18 protein-coding genes are annotated in these 21023 nt (G+C 69.5%); 13 read left to right on the top strand and 5 right to left on the bottom strand.

Annotated elements, in window-relative coordinates:
• The first annotated feature begins 70 nt into the window (after nucleotides 1-70).
• Genes ACQ754_RS15255 through ACQ754_RS15265 form a run of 3 tightly spaced genes read left to right on the top strand, consistent with a single transcriptional unit; the run spans nucleotide 71 to nucleotide 2443 of the window.
• Nucleotides 71-604 carry a glycine cleavage system protein R gene (locus tag ACQ754_RS15255; RefSeq protein WP_440997904.1) on the top strand — a complete coding sequence of 178 codons (534 nt, stop codon included), beginning with the start codon at nucleotides 71-73 and terminating at the stop codon, nucleotides 602-604.
• A 47-nt stretch (nucleotides 605-651) separates the two neighbouring features.
• Nucleotides 652-1131, top strand: coding sequence for a peroxiredoxin (locus tag ACQ754_RS15260; protein ID WP_440997905.1), 480 nt, complete (start codon nucleotides 652-654; stop codon nucleotides 1129-1131).
• Nucleotides 1118-2443: a PhoH family protein gene (locus ACQ754_RS15265; RefSeq protein WP_440997906.1), complete on the top strand. Its 1326-nt coding sequence runs from the start codon at nucleotides 1118-1120 to the stop codon at nucleotides 2441-2443. Before ACQ754_RS15260 ends, ACQ754_RS15265 begins: the two co-directional genes overlap by 14 nt.
• Nucleotides 2444-3048: 605 nt before the next feature.
• Here the strand turns inward: ACQ754_RS15265 and ACQ754_RS15270 are convergent.
• Nucleotides 3049-3921, bottom strand: coding sequence for an ATP-binding protein (locus tag ACQ754_RS15270; protein ID WP_440997907.1), 873 nt, complete (start codon nucleotides 3919-3921; stop codon nucleotides 3049-3051).
• A 110-nt stretch (nucleotides 3922-4031) separates the two neighbouring features.
• Here ACQ754_RS15270 and ACQ754_RS15275 point away from each other — a divergent pair, with 110 nt between their 5' ends.
• Genes ACQ754_RS15275 through ACQ754_RS15285 form a run of 3 tightly spaced genes read left to right on the top strand, consistent with a single transcriptional unit; the run spans nucleotide 4032 to nucleotide 6828 of the window.
• Nucleotides 4032-4598 carry a gamma-glutamylcyclotransferase family protein gene (locus ACQ754_RS15275; RefSeq protein ID WP_440997908.1) on the top strand — a complete coding sequence of 189 codons (567 nt, stop codon included), beginning with the start codon at nucleotides 4032-4034 and terminating at the stop codon, nucleotides 4596-4598.
• Nucleotides 4595-4924: a putative signal transducing protein gene (locus ACQ754_RS15280; protein WP_440997909.1), complete on the top strand. Its 330-nt coding sequence runs from the start codon at nucleotides 4595-4597 to the stop codon at nucleotides 4922-4924. Before ACQ754_RS15275 ends, ACQ754_RS15280 begins: the two co-directional genes overlap by 4 nt.
• Nucleotides 4921-6828, top strand: coding sequence for an ATP-binding cassette domain-containing protein (locus ACQ754_RS15285; RefSeq protein WP_440997910.1), 1908 nt, complete (start codon nucleotides 4921-4923; stop codon nucleotides 6826-6828). Before ACQ754_RS15280 ends, ACQ754_RS15285 begins: the two co-directional genes overlap by 4 nt.
• Here ACQ754_RS15285 and ACQ754_RS15290 read toward each other — a convergent pair.
• Nucleotides 6825-8798 carry a TonB-dependent receptor domain-containing protein gene (locus ACQ754_RS15290; RefSeq protein WP_440997911.1) on the bottom strand — a complete coding sequence of 658 codons (1974 nt, stop codon included), beginning with the start codon at nucleotides 8796-8798 and terminating at the stop codon, nucleotides 6825-6827. The genes ACQ754_RS15285 and ACQ754_RS15290 overlap by 4 nt on opposite strands.
• Nucleotides 8799-9014: 216 nt before the next feature.
• Between ACQ754_RS15290 and ACQ754_RS15295 the strand changes: the two genes are divergently transcribed.
• From ACQ754_RS15295 to ACQ754_RS15310, 4 genes are read left to right on the top strand one after another with little or no spacing between them, the layout of a single operon-like run.
• Nucleotides 9015-11645, top strand: a complete 2631-nt coding sequence (locus ACQ754_RS15295; RefSeq protein WP_440997912.1) for an EAL domain-containing protein — start codon at nucleotides 9015-9017, stop codon at nucleotides 11643-11645.
• Between the two features lie 36 nt (nucleotides 11646-11681).
• Nucleotides 11682-12419 (top strand): pseudouridine synthase, encoded by a 738-nt coding sequence (locus tag ACQ754_RS15300; RefSeq protein WP_440997913.1) that lies wholly within the window; start codon nucleotides 11682-11684, stop codon nucleotides 12417-12419.
• 33 nt (nucleotides 12420-12452) lie between these two features.
• Nucleotides 12453-13379, top strand: coding sequence for a CHAD domain-containing protein (locus ACQ754_RS15305; RefSeq protein WP_440997914.1), 927 nt, complete (start codon nucleotides 12453-12455; stop codon nucleotides 13377-13379).
• A gap of 17 nt (nucleotides 13380-13396) precedes the next feature.
• Entirely contained in the window at nucleotides 13397-13861 is a 465-nt protein-coding gene (locus ACQ754_RS15310) for a DUF302 domain-containing protein (RefSeq protein WP_440997915.1), read from the top strand.
• Between the two features lie 61 nt (nucleotides 13862-13922).
• Here ACQ754_RS15310 and ACQ754_RS15315 read toward each other — a convergent pair whose 3' ends face one another.
• Nucleotides 13923-16376: a YbcC family protein gene (locus ACQ754_RS15315; protein WP_440997916.1), complete on the bottom strand. Its 2454-nt coding sequence runs from the start codon at nucleotides 16374-16376 to the stop codon at nucleotides 13923-13925.
• A gap of 15 nt (nucleotides 16377-16391) precedes the next feature.
• Nucleotides 16392-17924 (bottom strand): NADH-quinone oxidoreductase subunit L, encoded by a 1533-nt coding sequence (locus ACQ754_RS15320; protein ID WP_440997917.1) that lies wholly within the window; start codon nucleotides 17922-17924, stop codon nucleotides 16392-16394.
• A 108-nt stretch (nucleotides 17925-18032) separates the two neighbouring features.
• Here ACQ754_RS15320 and ACQ754_RS15325 point away from each other — a divergent pair, with 108 nt between their 5' ends.
• The 3 genes from ACQ754_RS15325 to ACQ754_RS15335 all read left to right on the top strand — a co-directional run bounded on the left by ACQ754_RS15325 (nucleotide 18033) and on the right by ACQ754_RS15335 (nucleotide 20193).
• Complete coding sequence (locus ACQ754_RS15325; RefSeq protein WP_440997918.1) at nucleotides 18033-18926, top strand: LysR family transcriptional regulator; 894 nt, start codon at nucleotides 18033-18035, stop codon at nucleotides 18924-18926.
• Between the two features lie 64 nt (nucleotides 18927-18990).
• Nucleotides 18991-19632 (top strand): carbonate dehydratase, encoded by a 642-nt coding sequence (can, locus tag ACQ754_RS15330; protein WP_440997919.1) that lies wholly within the window; start codon nucleotides 18991-18993, stop codon nucleotides 19630-19632.
• Between the two features lie 36 nt (nucleotides 19633-19668).
• The gene (locus ACQ754_RS15335) at nucleotides 19669-20193 is read left to right on the top strand and encodes a Slp family lipoprotein (protein WP_440997920.1); all 525 of its coding nucleotides are present in this window, start codon (nucleotides 19669-19671) and stop codon (nucleotides 20191-20193) included.
• Nucleotides 20194-20266: 73 nt separating this feature from the next.
• On the opposite strand, the gene ACQ754_RS15340 is transcribed toward ACQ754_RS15335, so the two are convergent.
• Nucleotides 20267-20986: an alanyl-tRNA editing protein gene (locus ACQ754_RS15340; RefSeq protein ID WP_440997921.1), complete on the bottom strand. Its 720-nt coding sequence runs from the start codon at nucleotides 20984-20986 to the stop codon at nucleotides 20267-20269.
• Nucleotides 20987-21023: the final 37 nt, after the last annotated feature.

Below are 21023 nucleotides of genomic sequence, written 5' to 3' on the forward strand. Positions count from 1 at the left end.
GACAAGCAAGCCACGCCGCCGTGCTACACTCGCTGACCGGTGAACCAGCGCACGTGACGTTCCGGTGGGCATGCACAATAATCTTCTGGTGATATCCGCCCTCGGCGAGGATCGGCCGGGCCTGGTCGACGAGCTGACCCGCCTCGTGGCCGACGCAGGCTGCAACATCGAGGAGAGCCGCATGACGGTGCTCGGTGGCGAGTTCGCGGCCATCGCGCTGGTCTCCGGCCGCTGGAATCAGCTCGCCAAGCTCGAGACCACCCTGCCCAGCCTGGAGCGCCGCCTCGGTTTGACCGTGCAGACCCGGCGCACCGCGCGTTCCCGCCGGATCGGCGACCTGCTGCCCTATGCCGTGGAGGTCATCTGCCTGGACCAGCGCGGCGTGGTGCATCAGCTCTCCAATTTCTTCTCGCTGCGCGAGATCGATATCCGTGACCTGGCGACCACCACCTATGCAGCGGTGTATACCGGCACGCCCATGTTCTCCGTGCGCATGACCATCGACGTGCCGGCGCGGATGCAGATCGCCCGCCTGCGCGAGGAATTCATGGATTTCTGTGACGAGCTCAACCTCGACGCCGTTATCGAGCCCGCCAAGGCCTGATACCGCGCGGGGTTGCACATGGATACCGATTCAGGGAGGCAATGACCATGTCCGAGGTCGCCATCGACCGGCCTGTCCCCGATTTCGAGCTGCCCGCCACCGACGACGGCCATTTCCGGCTGTCCGATTATCGGGGCCGGCAGGTGCTGCTGTTCTTCTACCCGAAGGCCAATACCCCGGGCTGCACCCAGGAGGGCAAGGACTTCCGCGACCTCCACGAGGACTTGACCGCCGCCGACACTGCGGTGGTCGGTATCTCTCGTGACGGTGTGCGCGCCCAGCAGAACTTCAAGGAGAAGTACGGTTTCCCCTTCCCGCTGCTCTCCGACAAGGAGGAGCGGGTGTGCAACCTCTTCGGGGTGCTCAAGGAGAAGAACATGTACGGCCGCAAGGTCATCGGCGTGGAGCGCTCCACCTTCCTCATCGATGCCGAGGGGGTGCTCCGCCGGGAATGGCGGGGCGTGAAGGTCAAGGGCCACGCCGCCGAGGCCATGGAAGCGGCACGGGCGCTCCATGCCGGCGGGTGAGGGTGCGTACCCCCGGGCCTACGTGCTCGACACCTCGGTGTTGATGCACGAGCCCACAGCGCTGTTCCGCTTCGAGGAGCATGACCTCTACCTCCCGGCGGCGGTGCTGCGCGAGCTCGATGCCGCCAAGCAGGGCGTCTCCGAGGAGGCGCGCAACGTCCGTCAGGTGAGCCGCTTCCTCGACGCCCTGCTTAGCGGTGCAGGCCCGGAAGAGCTGGATGCCGGGTTGCCGCTGTCGCCGGTGGCCGTGGGCGAACGGCCGAGCGGGCGGCTGTACTTCCTGCGCGACGGTGGCGACCGCGGCGACGATGCCATCCTCGCCGCTGCCCTGGCGCTGCGCGAGCGGCTGAGCCCGGCCACGGTGGTACTGGTGAGCAAGGATATCAACCTGCGCATCCAGGCCACGGTGGCGGGGTTACGCGCCGAGGATTACCACAGCGACCAGGTCCTCGATGACGTGGACCTGCTCTACCGGGGCATGCGCGAGGTCCCGGGCTGGGACGAGGGCATGAGCCTGCCCGCGCCACCGGAGGGGGAGGCCGGCTATGCCCCTGCGGAGTGCGTGTACTCGAGTGGGCGCGAGGGCATCATCACGGCGGTATCCGCGACCGGCGAGGCCGAGGCGCGGGCAGTGGGGGATTTCCGTTCCGGCGGCGATTCCGTCTGGGGGATCCATGCCCGCAACCGCGAGCAGAATTTCGCGCTCAACCTCCTGCTCGATCCCGGCATCGACTTCGTCAGCCTGCTGGGCCCGGCGGGTACCGGTAAGACCCTGCTGGCCCTCGCCGCCGGGTTGGCCCAGACCTTTGACGATGCCCGCTACCGGGAGATCGTGATGACCCGGGCCACGGTGGCCATCGGCGAGGATATCGGTTACCTGCCGGGTACGGAGGAGGAGAAGATGACCCCCTGGATGGGGGCCCTGATGGATAACCTCGAAGTGCTGGCCGGTCCGGGCCAGGGCGGCGGCTGGCACCAGGCCGCCACCCGGGACGTGTTGCAGAGCCGCATCCGCATCCGCTCGCTGTCGTTCATGCGCGGGCGCACGTTCCTGGACCGTTATCTGATCCTGGACGAGGCGCAGAACCTCACCGCCAAGCAGATGAAGACGCTGATCACCCGGGCGGGACCCGGGACCAAGGTAGTGTGCCTGGGCAATATCGGGCAGATCGACACGCCCTATCTCACCGAAACCACCTCGGGTCTGACCTACATGGTGGACCGATTCCGCAGCTGGCCGCATGCCGGCCATATCACCCTGCAACGGGGCGAGCGCTCGCGGCTGGCTGATTACGCCAGCGAGGTGTTGTAGCCGCGGGTCGCAGGCGGTCGCGGACGGCTTACTCTTGTTCATGGGTAGGTGGCGCCATTCGATAAGGGCGACCCCGGTCCGCAGGGAGAGCGGTCGTTGCGCTCCGAGGGGACCCCGCCCGCCTGTGCGTATAGCATACCTATGCCTGACGGCCGTGAGGCCCCGGCGATTTCGGGGGCGGGCACCCCCAGTCGCTTACGCCCGCTCTCCCTACGGACCGCGCTCGCTTTCAAGCACCGCTCCGGAGATTGGCCAACACTGTGGCCCCGGCGTCGACTACGCTGGAAACGCCGACATGACGCGTGCAAGGTGCCGGTCGGTACCGCCTGAGTTCGCTATCGTGTGCGCGGATGGTGGCGCGATGTGCGTTCACCAGTCCCCGTAGCCGAGCCTTCCGTGCGCGGGGTCGACGCGGCGGGTAGCCGGGTGCAAGCGACTGGGGGCGGGGTCCCCTCGGAGCGACGCGCACGGCTACCCGCCGCGTCGATCCCGCCTGTGGCAGTGACACCAATGGCCGTTTCCGTCAGCGGATCCCCTCGGAGCGCAACGACCGGACCCCCTTCGGGTCGGCATCGCCCTGCTCGGGCGGTGAGGGTGGAGGGAGCCTATCGGCCTGCAAGGCCCTGGCGCCCGGCGTAGTCGCGGGCGAACTGCCAGGCCACCCGGCCGCTGCGCGAGCCGCGGGCCAGCGCGTAGCGCAGTGCCTCCGCCCGGATGGCCTCCCCGTCGGTGGTGTCCGTGCCGAGCTCTTCGAGCCAGGCGAAGCAGATGTCCAGGTAGCGCTGCTGGTCGAAGGGGTAGAAGGACAGCCACAGCCCAAAGCGCTCGGACAGCGAGATGCGCTCCTCCACCGCCTCGCCGTGGTGGATCTCGCCGTCGATGTTGCGGGCCTGCTCGTTGTCGGCCATGTACTCCGGCAGCAGGTGGCGACGATTGGACGTGGCATAGACCAGCAGATTCTCGGGGGCGGCGGCCAGGGAGCCGTCGAGCACCGCCTTTAACGCCTTGTAGCTGGCATCATCCGCCTCGAATGATAGGTCATCGCAGAAGATCACGAAGCGCTCCGGGCGGCCGTGGACCAGCGCCACGATCTCCGGCAGATCGGCGAGGTCATGGGGCTCCACCTCGATGATCCGCAGGCCGTCGGCGGCATATTCGGTGAGCAGCGCCTTGATCAGCGACGACTTGCCGGTGCCCCGGGAACCCCAGAGCAGGGCGTTGTTGGCGGGCAGCGTGGCGAGGAACTGACGGGTATTGCGCTCGAGCTCGTCGCGCTGGCGGTCGATGTTGCGTAGCTGGGCGAGGCGCAGCTGCTGGGGGTGCGCGATTGCCTCCAGATGGCCGCGCCCCTGGCGATGGCGCCAGCGGAACGCCGTGCTGGCGGCCCACTCCGGCTCGGCGGAGGCCGGAGGCAGGACGGGGTCCAGGCGCTCGAGCAGGCGCTGCAGGTTCTCGGCCAGGTGGGTCACGGCATCCATGGTCGCAGTCCTCCGGTTCGGGCGCGGGGCGCTATTCTGGCATAACCCGTGGCGCTTCACCCGCTGGCACGTCGGCGCTAGGGTAGCGGCTCACGAGTAAGGGGAAGGCAATGCACGAACGCGGAACAAGACGCTATTTCGCCTACGGCTCCAATCTCCATCCGCTGCGCCTGGGGTTGCGCACCCCGGGTTGCCGACTGCTCGGTACCGCGGCGCTGCCCGACTATCAGTTGCGCTTCCACAAGCGCAGCGACGGGGACGGCTCGGCCAAGGCGGATGCCCGCCACACCGGCGCCGGCGACGATCGGGTGCTGGGCGCGGTCTACGAAATGCGCGACGATGAGATCCCGGTGCTCGACCGCATCGAGGGTCTCGGCCCCGGCGGCTACCGGGTGACCACAGAAACGGTATCCCTGAACGGCGAGGCGCTGACGGTCTTCCTCTACGTCGCCGTCGACAGTCACATCGTGCCGGACTGGCGCCCCTTCGCCTGGTACCGGGACCTGGTCTGGCACGGCGCGCGCTGGCAGGGTTTCCCTGCGGACTATGTGGAGACCATTGCCGCGGTGCAGGCCCGGCCCGACCCCGAGCCGCAGCGCTCGGCGGACAATCGCCGCCTGCTGGAGGTCATGCCGGACTGGCGGCTCGAGCACGGTTATCGCCTGGAGTGGCAATGAGGCGCGTCTACACCGATAGCGATCCCCTCATCGTCGGTCATCTCGCCGAAGTGCTGCGGGCGCGGGGGATCGTCTGCGTCCTGCGCAACTATTACTTGAGCGGCGGGGTGGGCGAGCTCCCGCCCAATGAGGTCTGGCCCGAGCTGTGGGTGGAGGATAACGATGACGAGGCCGTGGCCCGGCGTCTGGTCGACGAGGTGCTGGCGAACCACGACGCCGACGGACCGGACTGGACCTGTCCCGGGTGTGGCGAGCGCATCGAGGGCCAGTTCGCCGCCTGCTGGCGCTGCGGGCACGTCGCCCCTTCGGAACGGGGAGAGGCATGATCGAGCTGCGTGATATCACCCTCCGACGCGGTCCGGAGCCGCTGTTGGAGCGCACCGGCGTGACCCTGCACGCCGGCCACAAGGTGGGTCTGGTCGGCGCCAACGGTACCGGCAAGACCAGCCTGTTCTCGCTGCTCCAGGGCGAGCTCGGCGTCGATGCCGGCGAGGTCTCCATTCCGCGGGACTGGGAGATCGCCCACATGGCCCAGGAGACACCGGCACTGGAGCGCCCGGCCCTGGAGTTCGTGCTCGACGGCGATCGGGACTTCCGTGCCGCCGAGGCCGCGGTGGCCGAGGCCGACGCCCGCGGCGATGGCCGGGCGATCGCCGCCGCCCACGCCGCCTACGACAACGCCGGCGGCTATACCGCCCACGCCCGGGCCGGGGAGTTGCTGGACGGCCTGGGTTTCCCCGCCGAGCAGCACGGCTGGGCGGTGGCCCAGTTCTCCGGCGGCTGGCGGGTACGGCTCAATCTCGCACGGGCGTTGATGAGCCGCAGCGACCTGCTGCTGCTGGATGAGCCCACCAATCACCTGGACCTGGAGGCGGTGCTCTGGCTGGAGCAGTGGCTGCGGGCCTACCCGGGCACCCTCATGCTGATCTCCCACGATCGCGATTTCCTCGATGCCGTGGTCGACGAGATCCTCCACATCGAGCACCGTAAGCTCACCCTCTACCGGGGCGGCTACAGCGACTTCGAGCGCCAGCGCGCCGAGCGCCTGGCCCAGCAGCAGGCCCTCTACGAGAAGCAGCAGCGCGAGATCGCCCACCTGCAGAAGTTCATCGACCGCTTCCGGGCCCAGGCCAACAAGGCCCGCGCCGCCCAGAGCCGGGTCAAGGCCCTGGAGCGCATGGAGCGAATCGCCCCGGCCCATGTGGATTCGCCCTTTCAATTCGAGTTCCGCCAGGCGCCGGCGGTGGCCAATCCGATGCTGGCCATGGAGGCGGTGAGCCTGGGTTACGGGGAAGTGCCCGTGCTCACGGGTATCGATCTCGCCCTGCGACCCGGCCAGCGGATGGGGCTGCTCGGCCCCAACGGGGCGGGCAAATCCACCCTGGTGCGGGCCCTGGCTGGGGAGCTGGGGCCGGTGACTGGTCGAGTCACGCGGGCACGCAACCTGCGGGTGGGTTATTTCGCCCAGCACCAGCTCGAGCAGTTGGACCCGGAGGCCAGTCCCGTACTGCACTTGGCGCGGCTGGCGTCGGACGCCCTGGAGCAGACCCTGCGCGACTTCCTCGGCGGTTTCGGCTTCCACGGCGACCAGGCCCTGGAGCCGGTGGCGCCGCTCTCCGGTGGCGAGAAGGCGCGGCTGGTGCTGGCCCTGCTGGTCTGGCAGGCGCCGAATCTGCTGCTCCTCGATGAGCCCACCAACCACCTGGACCTGGAGATGCGCCATGCCCTGACGGTCGCCCTCCAGGGCTTCGAGGGTGCGGTGGTCACCGTTTCCCACGACCGCCACCTCCTTGGTGCCACCGTCGACGAGTTCCACCTGGTCGCCGATGGCGGGGTGCGTCGCTTCCACGGGGGGCTGGCGGAGTACCAGCAGTGGCTCTCCGAGCGTCGCCGCGCGGGACGGAGCCTGGCCGCCGAGACCCCCGCCGGCGGCCAGAGTGCCGCGGAACGAAAGGCCGAGCGCCAGCGCGCCGCGGACCAGCGACGTGCCCTCAAGCCCTTGCGCGAGCGCGTGCAACGCCTGGTCCGGGAGATCGAGCGGGTATCCGCCGAGCTTGCGGAACTGGAGGGGGACCTGGCCGACCCGGCGCTCTACGAGGCCGACGACAAGGAGCGCCTCAACAACCTGCTGCGGCGCCAGGGCGAGCTCCGCCGCCACCACGACGCCCTGGAGGCCGAGTGGATGGAGGCGGAAGAGGCCCTGGAAACCGCGCAGGCCGATGGGGCCTAGAAGCGGGCCGTCAGCGCCGCGTAGAGGGTACGACCGCGTTCCTGGTACGAGTAGCCATCATCGCGCTCGGTGCGTTGGTCGGCGATGTTCAGCACGCCGCCGCGGACCGTGAGGGTATCGCTGAGGTCATGACTCATTCCGGCATCGGTGAGCGCATAACCACTGAGGGTGGTCTCACCGTCGCTCTGCTCGCCGCGGTATTCCGTACGCACGAACCAGCGTGTCTCCATGCCGAGTTCTCCCTCGAGCCGCACGTTGGCGCTGTGTTTCGGGCGATACGTGAGGGTCTCGCCGGTTTCACGGTCCTCGGCGTCGAGGTAGGTGTAGTTAGCGGTCAGCGTGAGTGATTGCGTTAGTGTGCGGCGCAGGGTTGCCTCCACGCCCTGCAGGCGGGCCTCGGCGACATTCACGTAGGTGTAGTAGGGGTTACCGTCCTCGTCGCTGCCCACTGCATGTTCCAGGTCTCGCTCGATCAGGTCCTCCACGTCGTTGCGGAAGAACGTGAGCGAGCTATTCCAGGCACCACCGTCATACGCCACGGAGGCCTCGTAGTTGGTGCTGGTTTCAGGCTCCAGGTCCGGGTTGCCGACCAGGGTACAAGCCCCGCGGCAGCTCGCTGTCTGAGAGGTGGGGCTGTTCTGGCGCAGGGTCGGTGCCTTGAAGCCGGTGGCGACGCCGCCTTTGACCGTCACCCGGGGGCTCAGCCGATAGACCAGATACCCACGCGGGGTGACCTCGGTGCCGAATCGCTCGTGGTCGTCCACACGCGCCCCCAAAAGGAGATCCAGCTGGTCGGTGAGCATAATGTCGTCCTGCAGGTATACGGCGGCCTGGCGCACCCGGTCGTCACCCGGAGTGCCGGCGCCGCCGAGGCCCGGGGCATCCTCCAGCTCCAGCCGCCATAGCTCCGCCCCGGCGGTGAGGGCGTGGTTGCCCAGGTAGGCGGTGGCATTACCCTCAATGAGGCGGTTCGTCTGCGTGACACCGTCGGAGTCGGTTTCGATGCGCTCACCATAGGCGCGGAACTCCGAGTCGCCCCACGACCATCGGCCCTGGTGGCTCAGGGAAAGGTCGTCGCGGACCAGTTCCTGGTCCGCTTCGCCCCAGCCGCGGATGAAGTACTCGCCGAAGCGCTCCTGCTCGCGGTGGCCGATCTCGGCCTTCACCGTCTGACCCTCTGCCGGAGTCCAGGACAGCCGCGCGCCGACGTCCCGGTTGTCCCGGCCTTCGACGGTGCCGAGGTCACTTTCCTTGACGACACTGCCGTCACCGCGGGTGACCGGATCGCCGTCTCCACCGGTAAGCACGCGATCATCGCCGGCGCGCCAGGGCTCGCGCCGGCTGTAGGCGGCGGTGACGGTGAATGCCAGATGGTCTCTCACCAGTGGACCGCTGACGCGCAGGCTGGTATTGCGCTCCAGGCCGTCGCGGCCCTCCGTGGGTTTGGCTGCCTCGGCGTTGATGCTGCCGCCCCATGTGCGCTCCGCCGGTTTGGTGATGATGTTGACCACGCCGCCCAACGCCTCGGAGCCGTAGAGCGCCGACATGCCGCCGCGGATGACCTCCACTCGGTCGATCGCGTCCACCGGGATCATGCCCAGGTCGTAGTCGTTATGGCGAAACACCGCTTCCCGGGAATTGACTCGCTTGCCGTCGACCAGGATCAGGGTGTAATCCGAATCCATGCCGCGGATGCTGATCTCGGAACGCCCCTGACTGCCGGCGCTCAGGCTGATCCCCGGGAGCTGACGCACGGCGTCGGTCAGATCGTCGCTGGGCACGTTCCGCAGTTCCTCGCCGGAGACCACACTCACCGACGCTGGGGCAGTGGAGACCTGCTGCTCGGTGCGTGTGGCCGATACCACCACGGCGGCGCTCGTGGTGACTTCGCCGTGAGCGCAGGTGGAGGCCAATAGCGCGAGGACGGAAGACATCGTGGTGGCAGTGAAGCGAAGACGGTACACGCGCATCGTTGTTTTCCCTCGTATACTAATTGTTAGAAGGCGAACAATAAGCGAAACGCGAATCGATCGCAATACGATTTCAAGTTATCGGCTCGATGACGGATGGTGGCTGCCCGTACCGGCTGCTTGCTTTATGATCAGCCCGACAAGTACTTCTTACTTCCCTCGAAGGGGCGGCTGTCGATTGATCAAGGGAGCGTTATGTTTTCCCCGGACACCCCGATGCCCAGCTTCCTGCGCGGTGGCGGAGAGATGGGACGCCGCATCCGCGAGCTGGACTGGTCGTCCACCCCGATTGGAGCGGTCCACACTTGGCCGCAGACCCTGCGTACCGCCATAGGCATCATGTTGAACTCGGGCTATCCCATGTATATCGCCTGGGGCCCGGAGTTCGTGCAGTTCTACAACGATGCCTACGCCCCGATCTTCGGCAGCAAGCACCCACAGGCCCTGGGCCGCGGGACCGCGGAGTCCTGGGGGGAGATCTGGGACGAGGTCGGGCCCATGTTCCGTGGGGTCCTGGAGACGGGGGAGCCCGTCACCGTCACCGATCACTGCTTCGTCATGTACCGGCACGGCTATCCGGAGGATTGCTACTTCGACTTCTCCTACAGCGCGCTCTGCGACGAGGAGGGAATCCCGCGAGGGGTGCTGGTCACCTGCGCCGAGACCACCGAGGCGGTGCTGCAGGCCCGGCGGATGGCGATGCTGCAGGGTCTCGACGGCAGTCTCCATGACGCCCTGAGCCGGGATGTGGTCTACTCGGTTGCCCTGGAGAGCCTCTGTGGGACGGAGGCGGGTGTCCCCTTCGTACTGTTCTACGAGCCCAGCGGCGATGGTACCGAGCTGTGGTTGCGCGGCCACCGCGGCTGCCAGTCGGTGCCACCGTCCTGGCGGGCACTGCGCTCGGACAGCGAGCGACCCTGGCCCCTGGCCCAGGCCCTCGGCGGCGACGAGGTAACGCCGGCACAGCATTGGCGGGACGAGCGCCTTCGGTTGACGCCGGGCCGTGCCGCCGGTGCGCCCGCTGAGGCGGTGGTGATACCAGTGGCCGGCACCGATGCGGGGCAGCCCGATGCGGTACTGGTGCTGGGCGTGGACCCGCGCCGACGCCTCGACGAGCCCGGCCTGCGGTTCTTCCAGTTGATCCGCCAGCACCTGGAGAAGGCACTGCGGCGCGCCATGGCCCATGAGCAGAGCCTGGCGGGTGCGCGCCGTCGCGCCGAGGCGGTCTTCGAGATGGCCCGGGAGGGGATCGTTGTGTGCAGCCCCGAGGGGCGCATCATCGAGGCCAATCCTGCATTCGCGGACATGGTGGGCGAGACGGGCGCGGGCCTCGCTGGCGTCGCATTCCCGCGCCTGGTGGCCGACGATGAGCACTATGCCGTGCGCGATCTCCTGCGTCGCGCGCGGGTGGCGGAGGGGGCGTTTGGCCAGCTCCGCCTCAGTGACCGGGATGGCGCGGCGCGCCTGGTGGAAGTGAACGCCCGGCCCCTCGATGACGGCGCCGGGGGGCAGCTGTTCCTGGTCATCCACGACATCAGCGAGCGGCTCCGCCACGAGGCCTTGCTCGCCCACCAGGCTTCCCATGACGCCCTCACCGAGTTGATCAACCGCTACGAGTTCGAGCGGCGCCTGGACGCCCTGCTGGACAAGCCGCTCGCCGGGGATGCGGGTCATGCCCTGGCCTATATCGACCTGGATCAGTTCAAGGTGGTCAACGACACCTGCGGCCACACCGCCGGCGACGAGTTGCTTCGGGAGCTCGCTCGACGCATGCAGGAGCCCCTGGCCGGGGGGCACACCCTGGCGCGGCTCGGTGGCGACGAGTTCGGGGTGATCCTCAGCAACGTGGGCATCGAACACGCAGAGGCCATCCTCACGCGGTTGCTGCAGAGCATCGAGGGCTACCGGTTCGATTGGGCCGGCGAGCAGTACCCGGTCACCGCCAGTGTCGGCCTGGTCGAGATCCCACCGCAGGGGGCCTCCCGCGTGGAGCTGGTCAGTCGCGCGGATAACGCCTGTTTCGCCGCCAAGGAGGAGGGGCGGAACCGCATCAAGACCGTCCCGGTGACGGATACCACCCTGGTGGATGCCCGTCGCAATGCGATGAGCTGGGTTTCCCGGATCGTGGATGCGCTGGATAGCGGTCGCCTGTTCCTGGAGTACCAGCCCATCGTGCCGGCGCGGGAGGAGGCGCTGGGCCGGCCCGCGGAGCGCGGCGAGCTGCTGGTGCGGCTGTGCGACCGAATGGGCAGCATTGTGCCGCCGGATCACTTCATTCCGCCCGCGGAGCGCTTCAACCTCATGCCTCGGGTGGACCGGTGGGTGATCGGCCACGCCCTCTCGCACCTGGCGGCGCGCGAGGGCAGTGATGCGGGTGTCTACGGCATCAACGTCTCCGGTAATAGCCTGAGCGAGCCCGGTTTCGCCGACTTCGTGCTGGAGACCATCGACGCCAGTGGCATCTCGCCGCGGCGGCTGTGCTTCGAGATCACCGAGACCGCGGCGGTGACCTACCTGGACAGCTGCATCGAGTTCGTCAGCCGCTTGCGGGCCATCGGCTGCGAGATCGCCCTGGATGACTTCGGCAGCGGCTTTTCCTCTTATGCCTATCTAGAGCGGATCCCCTGCGACTGCATCAAGATCGACGGCCACTTCGTCCGTGATATCGCCGACAGCCCCAGCTGCCAGGCCATCGTCGAATCCATCGTCAGTGTCAGCCAGCGCATGGGCCTTCGCACCATCGCCGAATGGGTGGAGCGCCGCGAGACGGTGTCACTGCTGCAAGGCCTGGGCGTCGACTACGTGCAAGGCTTCGGCGTCGCACCGTATCGGAACTGGCTGGAATGAGGTGCTGCGCCGGGATGGTTCGGCTGTAGGCGGTTCATGCGTACGCTAAGCGGTCTCGAGGTGCTGTACCTCGACGATACCCTGGTGGCGGTGAACAAGCCCTCCGGGCTGCTGGTCCATCGTACGGAGCTGGACCGGGAGCGGGATGTGGCCCTGCAGCGCGTCCGCAACGGCCTGGGCCGCCGCGTCTATCCCGTGCATCGCCTCGACCGCGCCACCTCTGGGGTGCTGGTGTTCGCGCTGACCGCGAAGCGGGCGGGCATCCTGGCTGCGGCGTTTCGCGGCCGTGCCGTGGAGAAGGCCTATCTCGCGGTGGTCCGGGGGTGGGCGCCCGCCTCCGGCGAGGTGGATCGTCCGCTGGCCCGGGAGAAGGGCGGGGAGCGCCGGCCCGCCCGGACCCGATTCCGACGGCTGGCCACCGTGGAGCTGCCCATCCCGGTGGATCGTTATCCCGCCGCCCGTTACTCCTTGGTGGAGGTTACGCCGCTGACAGGCCGCCGCCACCAGATCCGTCGCCACATGGACCGGGCGAATCACCCCCTGATCGGCGACACCACCTACGGTCGTGGTCCCCACAACCGGCTGTTTCGCGAGCACCTGGGCAGTCACCGGCTGTTGCTCCACGCCTGGCGCATTGCCTTCCGCCACCCCGGTTCCGGTGAGTGGCTGGAGATCCATGCCCCGCTGACGGACGATTTCTCGGAGGTCTGCGCCCGCCTCGGCTGGTGGCCGGCGCTGCGCCGCCGGGGTGTGGCTGCCACCGGCCGTGGCTAGACTGGGAGATGTGCCCCGCTGGCAGGAGACGGCATGGCCTATCGACTGGACCCGCAGTGCGACGCCGATGAGGAGGTCCGGCGTATCGCCGGTGAGTGCATTGCTTGGGCCCGGGATGCCCTGGCGTTGCCCGCCGAGCGCCGGGCCGAAGGGGTGCACGAGGCACGCAAGCGGCTCAAGGAGCTACGCGCCCTGCTGCGGCTGATTCGGCCGCGCCTGGGCAAGCATCGATTCCGCCGCGAGAACGCGCGCTTTCGCGATATTGCGAGGGGGCTCTCGGAGATGCGTGATGCCGATGCCCTGTTGGAGGCCTGGGACGCCATGGCCGTGGCCGAGCCGACGCGCTTCTCCCGTGCCGCTATGCGTCGGGTGCGGGATCGCCTGGTGTCGCGCCGGGATGCCGGCGTGGGGGAGGGCGGTCCGGCCGAGGCGATCGAGGGGGCGCACTCCGCCCTCACGGAGGCCGCAACGGGGGTGTCCGAGTGGCCTTTGGGGGCCCGCGGTTTCGCCCTCGTCCGCGAGGGATTGCATCGCAGCTACCGGGATGGCGGCCGCCGACTCGCGGTGCTGGATGACGGCCTCACCGACGCCGGGCTCCACGAGTGGCGAAAACGGGTGAAGGACCACTGGTACCACACCTGTCTGCTGGAGCGTTGCTGGCCCGCGATGCTGGGTGCCCGGCGCCGGCTGCTCAAGCAGCTCTCCGATGCCCTGGGCGATGATCACGACCTGGCGATGCTGCAGGCCCTGATGGACGTCGAGCCCGGCGTGTTCGGGCCTGCCTCCACGCGCCGGGCCGTGGCCCGCGCCGTGGCCCGACGACGCGCCACCCTGCAGGCCGACGCCTTCGCCGTCGGCCGCCGCCTGTACGCGGAAACCCCTAGGGCGCTGGTGATCCGGTGGCGGGCATACTGGCGCCTGACCCGTGCGGGTAATGGTCCCGCGACGAGCAAACCGTGAGGAGAGGAGTGAGCGTGATGATCGCAACGAGGTTGTACCGAATGATCGCCGCGGCCGCCGTCGCCCTGTTCCTGGGGGCCGGTAGCGTCCACGGTGCCGAGGGCATGGAGCAGGTCACCAGCACCGATGATGTCGCCACCACCACGGAGCGGTTGGTGGAGGTCCTCGAGGAAAAGGGCATGAACGTATTCGCCGTGATCGATCACGCCGCTGGCGCCCGGGAGGCCGGTATGGAGCTGCCCCCCACAAGACTCGTCATCTTCGGCAACCCCAAGGTGGGCACCCAGCTCATGCACTGTGACCGGAGTACCGCCATCGATCTGCCCATGAAGATGCTCGTCTGGGCCGAGGACGGCGCTGTGTACGTCGGCTACAACACGCCCGCGTATCTTGCCCAACGCCATGGGCTCGAGGACTGCGGGCCGGTGCTCGGCAATATCGAGGAAGCCCTGCGCGGCTTCGCCGACGCCGCGGCCGGTTGAGCCTCGCAGGCCTCGCCCGGACCGCATGCGCGGCCCGGGCATGACAGTGCGGCTCGTGCCGCTAGCCGGCGGCGCGCTGGCCGTCGCGCCCGGCCGTTTCTGTCTGGGCGTCGTCACCCGCCCCGGCCTCGGGGCTCCAGTGCAGGTCGCCGACGTAGCGCCACGCCATACGGCCGCGCTCGTCCAGGGCGAAGAGGTGTAGCCAGCGGTTGTCGAATAGCGCCCGGAGCTCCGGGTGCCGTCGCAGCACCGCGGTCATCGCCGCCACCGGTGCCTGTATCAGCACCGATAGCCGGAGTGGTTCGTGCACCGGGTCCTCGCCGTCGTGCACCGACTGCCAGGGTAGGCCGCCCCGGAGGGCCCCGCCGTTACCCTCCACCACGCCGATGCCGCCGGTGACGTTGTGCAGCAGCTTGTTGCCCGCGCCGAACAGCGCCGGCGCGACCGTGGAGCCGTAGTACTGCAGGCTGATCCAGCCGGCCACCACCACCGGCGCGGTCATCACCTGCTCGAGCACCTGGAAGCCCCGGTCGGCGCGCCAGTCGTAGCTGTGCAGGAACGCCGTTCCGCCGAGATCGACGCCGGCGGTGCGGTGACGCGGTGCGGCGACGAATGCCCGGCAACCGGCGAGCCCCCACTCCGGACGGATCTCCGCCCAGTCCCGTGCCCGTGCCGGCACGTCGGCGGCCTCGCGCGCCCGGGACAACCGCCGTGCGCGCTCGGCACGGGTCGCGTGGCCGGCGGCGTCCAGGGCGGCCCGGAGCCGGTCCAGCGCACCCGCGTGGGCCGGTGACGGTGTATCCCCGGCGTACAGGGTCACTTCATCCGTGGCCGTGTCGTGCAATGCGCCGACGAACACGGTGTCTTCGGGGATGAGGAAGCCCCGCCCGTCGAGCCCGGCGCGGACCGCGGGGTCGTTCAGGAGCCCGGCGAGCAGCCGCGCGTTGGCATCCCCCGGATAGCCACCGCAGGCCCCGCAGTGGAGTGCCCCGGCGTGGGGGTTGTTGATCACCCCCGCGCCGTGGCCTGCGAGCATCACCACCGGCGCGAAGCCCCCGGTCAGCGACATCCCCCGCAGCACCGTCTCGGCGGCGTCGACCCGCGCCTCCAGGGGCAGGGCCGGATCAGGCACCGGCGGCGGCTCGTGGCCGGGCAGCGGGCTACGCTGCTGGCGCAGGGCGTCGCGCAGCAGCCGGGCGACGTAGACGGGACCCGTGGCTTCGACGAAGGCGAACGAGGAGACCGCCGCCAGCTTGAATCGCCCCCAGGCGCGGGCCGTGCGCGCGGCGATGCGCGCTCGACGGGACGCAGTCCCGTCCTCGGGGTCGGCGGCCCGGCTGGGGAGGGTCGGGGCGAGCAGTCCGGGGCAACGGGCCTCGATTGCCTCGGAGGCAAACCGCCGATGGGCGAGGGGCAGGCCGAAGAAGCCGGCGAAGCCCAGCGTCGCGATCCCCGGGTCCGCTGCCTCCAAGGCACGGCGGAAGACCTCCGAGCGCACGTCGATGCAGAACGCCGCCTGAATCGCCGGGCGTTCGTTGGCGTCGTCCCCGACTGCGGCAGGAATGCGGCCCGCGAGGCGGCGCTGCGCGGCGCGTTCCGCTGCCTCTTGGAGGATGGCATCGATGACGTGGTTTCGCCCGGGCCGAACCGGCCGGGCATGGGCAGTGCACACTGCCGCCCAGCGCTCGGCGATGGTGTCACGGTGACGTGCGAGCAGCGCCTGCTCCCATACCAGCCGGACCGCGAGCAGGGCGATGCCCGTGCCGTCCGTGCTGTCGCGGAGCTCCGCCTGCCACAGCCGGTAGCGGGCGTACTGCGCCCAACCGCCCAGGTCGTTCAGCAACCGGTGGAAATAGCCTTCCCGGGCCTCGGGGGGTAGCCCGAGGGCCTCCGTCGCCGCGACGATGGTGGCCTCGGCGGATTCGGGCGTGGCCGCCACCCGGCGGGTGAAGCCGGCCAGCCCCGCGATCTCCGGGGTCCGGTCCCGGCGGGCGTGGGCCCGCCAGGCGGTGAAGGCGTTCGCCGGCCGAGGTGCCGGCCATAGGGCCTGCCCCAGGTCGAAGTACCCCGCTGCCCAGGCGCCCACGCGCTCGGTGATGAGCCCCGGCCAGTCGGTGCCTGAGGCATCCGCTGCCAGCTCGGCGACCGTGGGCAGTGCCCGTGGGGCCGGCGCGGGCTCCGCCGCGGCCGCCTTCAGGGCGGCCAGATCCCGGGGGCGGTGCCGAGCGGGCGCGGCGGCAAGGGCGGCGAGCAGGTCGTCGTCCTCGATGGCGCCGGAGCGGATGCGTGCCTGGAACCACTCCCTCGGCATCGTGACCCGGGCCCCGGCCGTGCGTTCTAGCCGGGCCGCCGTGGTCGCCAGGGGTTCATCACCCTGGCCGAGGAACGGGTTCACGGCCACCGAGCCGTGCAGGGGCCACAGCGGGGGCACCGCGCGGACGGCCGCTTCCGCCGCGTTGAGAACGGGGTCGGCGTCGTCGGCGGGGTGGGGTATGGGGTGATCATCGTGGCTCATGGAGGCCTCCAGGGGTCAGTGACTCGGGGACCTCGTCCAGCCCCCGAGGAGCCGGTCGAGCAGGGCGTTGGCATACAGACCGTTGGCCAGGTGCACCCGGAGCGCGGCCGCGGCCGGACGGTGGGCCCACAGCGGCAGGGCGGCCTGGGCGACGGCCACCAGGGTGAAGCTCGCCACGGCTAGGGCCATGAGGGCCCACTCGAGGCCACCGGGCGGCGGCGGTGCGGGCAGGCGGTCCGCCGTGGCCCAAGTGGCGACGGCATGCAGGGTGAAGTAGGCGACGGTGGTCGCCGCCGCATACGCGGCCGTGCGGGCGGTCAGGGCCCCGGGGGCGGCGTCCGCGAGCCCCTGGGCCAGCAGGTAGGCCACGCCGAGGACGAGGATCGCCCCGAGCACGATGGCCTGCGGCGGCTTCGACGCCAGGCCGAAGGCGAGTCCGACCGCCGCATACAGCGCCAATGCCGCCGTCAGGGCGCACATCACCGCCGCGATGCCGGGCGTCGCCACCGGACCGGGACGGCGGTTCGCGGCGATGCGCTCCACCGCGCCGCCGGCAGCGAGGAAGGCGTGCGCCTTGTACAGCGAGTGCGCCAGGATATGCAGCAGCGCCAGCGGGAAGAGCGCCAGCCCGCACTGCAGGATCATGAACCCCATCTGGGCCACGGTGGACCAGGCCAGCGAGGTCTTGACGGCCGGCTGGGTAAGCATGACCAGCCCGCCGAACAAGGCGGTGAAGCCGCCGACGGCTGCGAGGGCGGCGAGCACCGGTGGGGCGAGCAGCAGCACGTCGGCGAAGCGCACGAGCAGGAAGCCGCCGGCGTTGATCACCCCGGCGTGGAGCAGGGCAGAAACGGGGGTGGGGGTCTCCATGACCTCCGTGAGCCAGCCGTGGGTGGGGAACTGCGCGGATTTCAGCACGGCGGCGAGGGCCAGGAGGGCGGCCGCCCAGCCGGTCCCCGGCGGTGCCTCGCCGTCCCGCGCGGCCTCCAGGAGCGTCCCGATGTCCCCGGTGCCGAAGCCTGCGGCGAGGAGGGATGCCGCTGCGATTAGCGCGGCGTCGCCGGCCCGTGCGAACACGAACTTCTTGCGCGCCGCGCGCCGTGCCGCGGCACGGTGGGGGTAGAACAGCAGCAGCCGGTGCAGGCACAGGCTCATCGCCACCCAGGCGCCGGCGAGCACCGCCAGGTGGCCGGCCTGCACTAGGAGCAGCACCGATGCCAGGGTCGCGCAGAGCCAGCCGGTGAACGCGCGGTGGCGGGGCTCCCCGTCGAGATAGATGGCGGAGAAGCGCAGCACCACCCAGCCGACGAAACCCACCAGCAGCAACATCGGCGCGCCCACCACATCCAGGCGTACGCCCGGGGCTGCGAGTGGCCCCTCGATCGCGACCCACAGTGTCGAGACGGCGGCCACCGCCAGGGCCGCCAGCGCGGCACCCTCGGCGAGCCGGGGCAGTGGGCCGGGAGAGGCTGCGGGCCGTGTCAGCGCGGCGGCCGCTGTGGCCAGCAGTGCCAGGGGGGCGAGTAGGGGTAGGGCCTCGGGGGTCATCGTTTTCCTCGTTGGGACAGGCCGCGGAACACGGCGAAGTTGTACCAAGCCCCGTCAAGACAAAAAAATTCATTGTTTGCGATAAAACGTTCGATAAAATCGAACGATATGGCCGAGCTCAATTACCACCATCTCCGCTACTTCTGGGCCGTGGCCCACGACGGGAACCTCTCGCGCACGGCGCAGCGGCTGCATGTCTCGCAGTCAGCGCTGTCGGTGCAGATCCGCAAGCTCGAGGAGCAGCTCGGGCAGAACCTGCTCGAGCGCGAGGGCCGGCGGCTACGGCTCACCGAGGCGGGCCGTATCGCCCTGGACTATGCGGACACGGTGTTCGCCGCCGGCGCCGAGTTGGTGGGCACGTTGAAGGGCGGGGTGGGGCAGCGGCGGCGTGTCCTGCGCGTGGGGGCGCTGACCACGTTGTCGCGGAACTTCCAGCTCGAGCTGCTGCGGCCGCTGATCCATCGCGACGACGTGGAGCTCGTGATCCGCTCGGCGGGGCGCCGCGAGCTCCTTGCCCAGCTCCAGACCCATGCCGTCGACCTGGTGCTCTCCAACGAGGCCTTGCCCCGCGACGCGGGCGCCGATTGGTACAGCCAACTGGTGAGCAGCCAGCCCATCAGCGTGGTGGGTCCGCCTTCCGCCGACGACGGCCCGCTGCGCTTCCCCGGGGACTTGGAGGGGGTGCGGCTGGTGCTGCCGAGCCTGGAGAGCGGGGTACGCGAAAGCTTTGATCGATTGCTGGAGTTCGCCGGCGTGCGTCCGGTGATCCTCGCGGAGGTGGACGACATGGCGATGCTGCGGTTGGTCGCTCGTGAGGGACACGCCTACGCGCTGGTGCCACCGGTGGTGGTACGTGATGAGTTGCGCGCGGGGGTGCTGGTGGAACGCTGTCGAATCCCGGAGGTTCGGGAGCGCTTCTATGCCATCTTTCAGCGGCGTCGCTTCCCTAATCCACTGGTGCGGGAGCTGTTGGAGGCCGCGGCCGGCCGTGACAATGAATAACCCCGATTCAGGGTCTGGTACCGTAACAGGGTAGGCACCATCCCGATGCTCGTGGGGGGAGGCAATGAGCGGACTCGAGGAACTGTTGGCGAACAATCGTCGGTGGTCCGAGCGGCTCTCCCGCGAGCAGCCGGACTTCTTCCCCCGGCTGGCGCGGCAGCAGAACCCGGACTACCTGTGGATCGGCTGCTCGGACAGCCGGGTGCCGGCCAACGACATCGTCGGCCTGCTGCCCGGGGAGTTGTTCGTCCACCGCAACGTGGCCAATGTCGTGGTGCATAGCGACATGAACGCCATGTCCGTGCTGCAGTTCGCCGTGGAGGTGCTGCGCGTCCGGCATGTCATCGTCACCGGCCATTATGGCTGCGGTGGCGTCCGTGCCGCCCTGGGCCACGCCCAGCTGGGGCTGATCGACAACTGGCTGCGCCACATCAAGGACGTCTACCGTCTGCACGAGGCGAGCCTTCGAGGCATCGATGACGGGGAGTCCCTGGTGGACCGGCTCTGTGAGCTCAATGTAGTCGAGCAGGTGCGCAACGTCTGCCATACCACCATCGTGCAGAACGCCTGGGCGCGGGGGCAGCCGCTGGGGGTTCACGGCTGGATCTACGCCCTGACCGACGGTCGGGTGAAGGACCTTGGCGTCAGTGTCCACGAGCGCGACGAAATCGCCGAGGTCTATCATATGGAGACGCCCGCGGGGTGAGGGCCATCCCGCCGCGGGCATTCTGGGAGGCCGGTTATGGGCCGTCTGAGCGTTGTGATCCTCGTTGTCGTCTGGCTGGGTGGCTGTGCGATGGTGCCTGAGGCGGTGCGGGATGCGCCGCCGCGTTCGCCGGCCCCCGAGGCAATGCGCGCCGCGATGGAGGACTACGGCGGTGAGCGCGTGCGCTGGGGCGGGGAGATCGTCGAGGTGATCAATCGTGCCGACCACACCCTGGTCGCGGTGAGCCAGCGCCCGCTGGACGCCGCCGCGCGGCCCCGGGAAGACGCCGACAGCGGCGGACGTTTACTTGCACGCTTTGACGGTTTCCTCGATCCGGCGGTCTACGCGGCCGGCCGTGATCTCACGATTACCGGCCGCGTCGTCGGCCTGGAGACCCGCCCAGTGGGGGAATATCCCTACCGCTACGTGGTCGTGGAGGTGGACGGGCATAACCTCTGGCCGCCCCGGCGGGTGCCGGTGACCATCAACCGCCCGGTGGGCGCGCCGCCGTACTGGTGGGACTGTTTCGGGCCCTGGGATCCCTACTGCCGCCGCTGGTAGTCCCCTTTCGACCCCGGGGTGGCCGACATGGCGAAGGCGAACAGGGCCACGGCGAGGAGCTGGTCCGCCGGCATCATCCCGCCTCCGCCGCGTCGTCCACCAGCTCGACGCGACGGGCCCTGCGGTTCTTCTTGCGAACCCGTGCCACCCGGATGCCGTCGAGCTCGGCGGTGCTGGCCACGTGTGTGCCGCCGCAGGGCTGGCTGTCGATGCCCTCGATGCTTACTACCCGCACGGCGTCGCCGTTACCCGGTGGCCGACGGAGGGTGCGGGCGCTGTCCCGGGCGCCATCACGGTATTCCTGGCGCACGGGGTGACCGGCGGCGATCACTGCGTTGAGGCGCTCATCCAGCCATTCACGATCCAGGGTGCGCTCGCCCAGGTCGAAATCGATGCGCCCGCGCCCGGCATGGATGGCGCAACCGGTTACCGCTGCCGGCACAAGCCCGCAGAGCACGTGCAGCGCGGTGTGCATGCGCATGTGGCGCCGGCGCCGCGCGGGGTCGATGGCGAGGGTCACGCTGTCGCCGGGCTCGAGCTCGGGGCCCTCCTCGTCGAGCTCGTGGATGATACGCAGGCGTCCGGGCAGGTAGCGGGTGTCCGTCACCCGCCAACGCCGACCGTCGGCGGCGGTGATCCTCCCGGTATCCCCGGGCTGCCCGCCGCTTTCCGCGTAGAAGAGGGTGCGGTCGAGGATCACCCCGCCGGCTGTGACCGCTACCACCTTTGCCTCTCCCTCCGTGGCATAGGCGTCGGTCTCGAACAGGCGTTCCGTGGGGACGATGGCGGACATGGCGGTCCTCCGCTTATTTACGGTTACAATTTTATTT

The sequence above is a fragment of the Arhodomonas sp. SL1 genome, from assembly GCF_052060015.1.
GTDB lineage: Bacteria > Pseudomonadota > Gammaproteobacteria > Nitrococcales > Nitrococcaceae > Arhodomonas.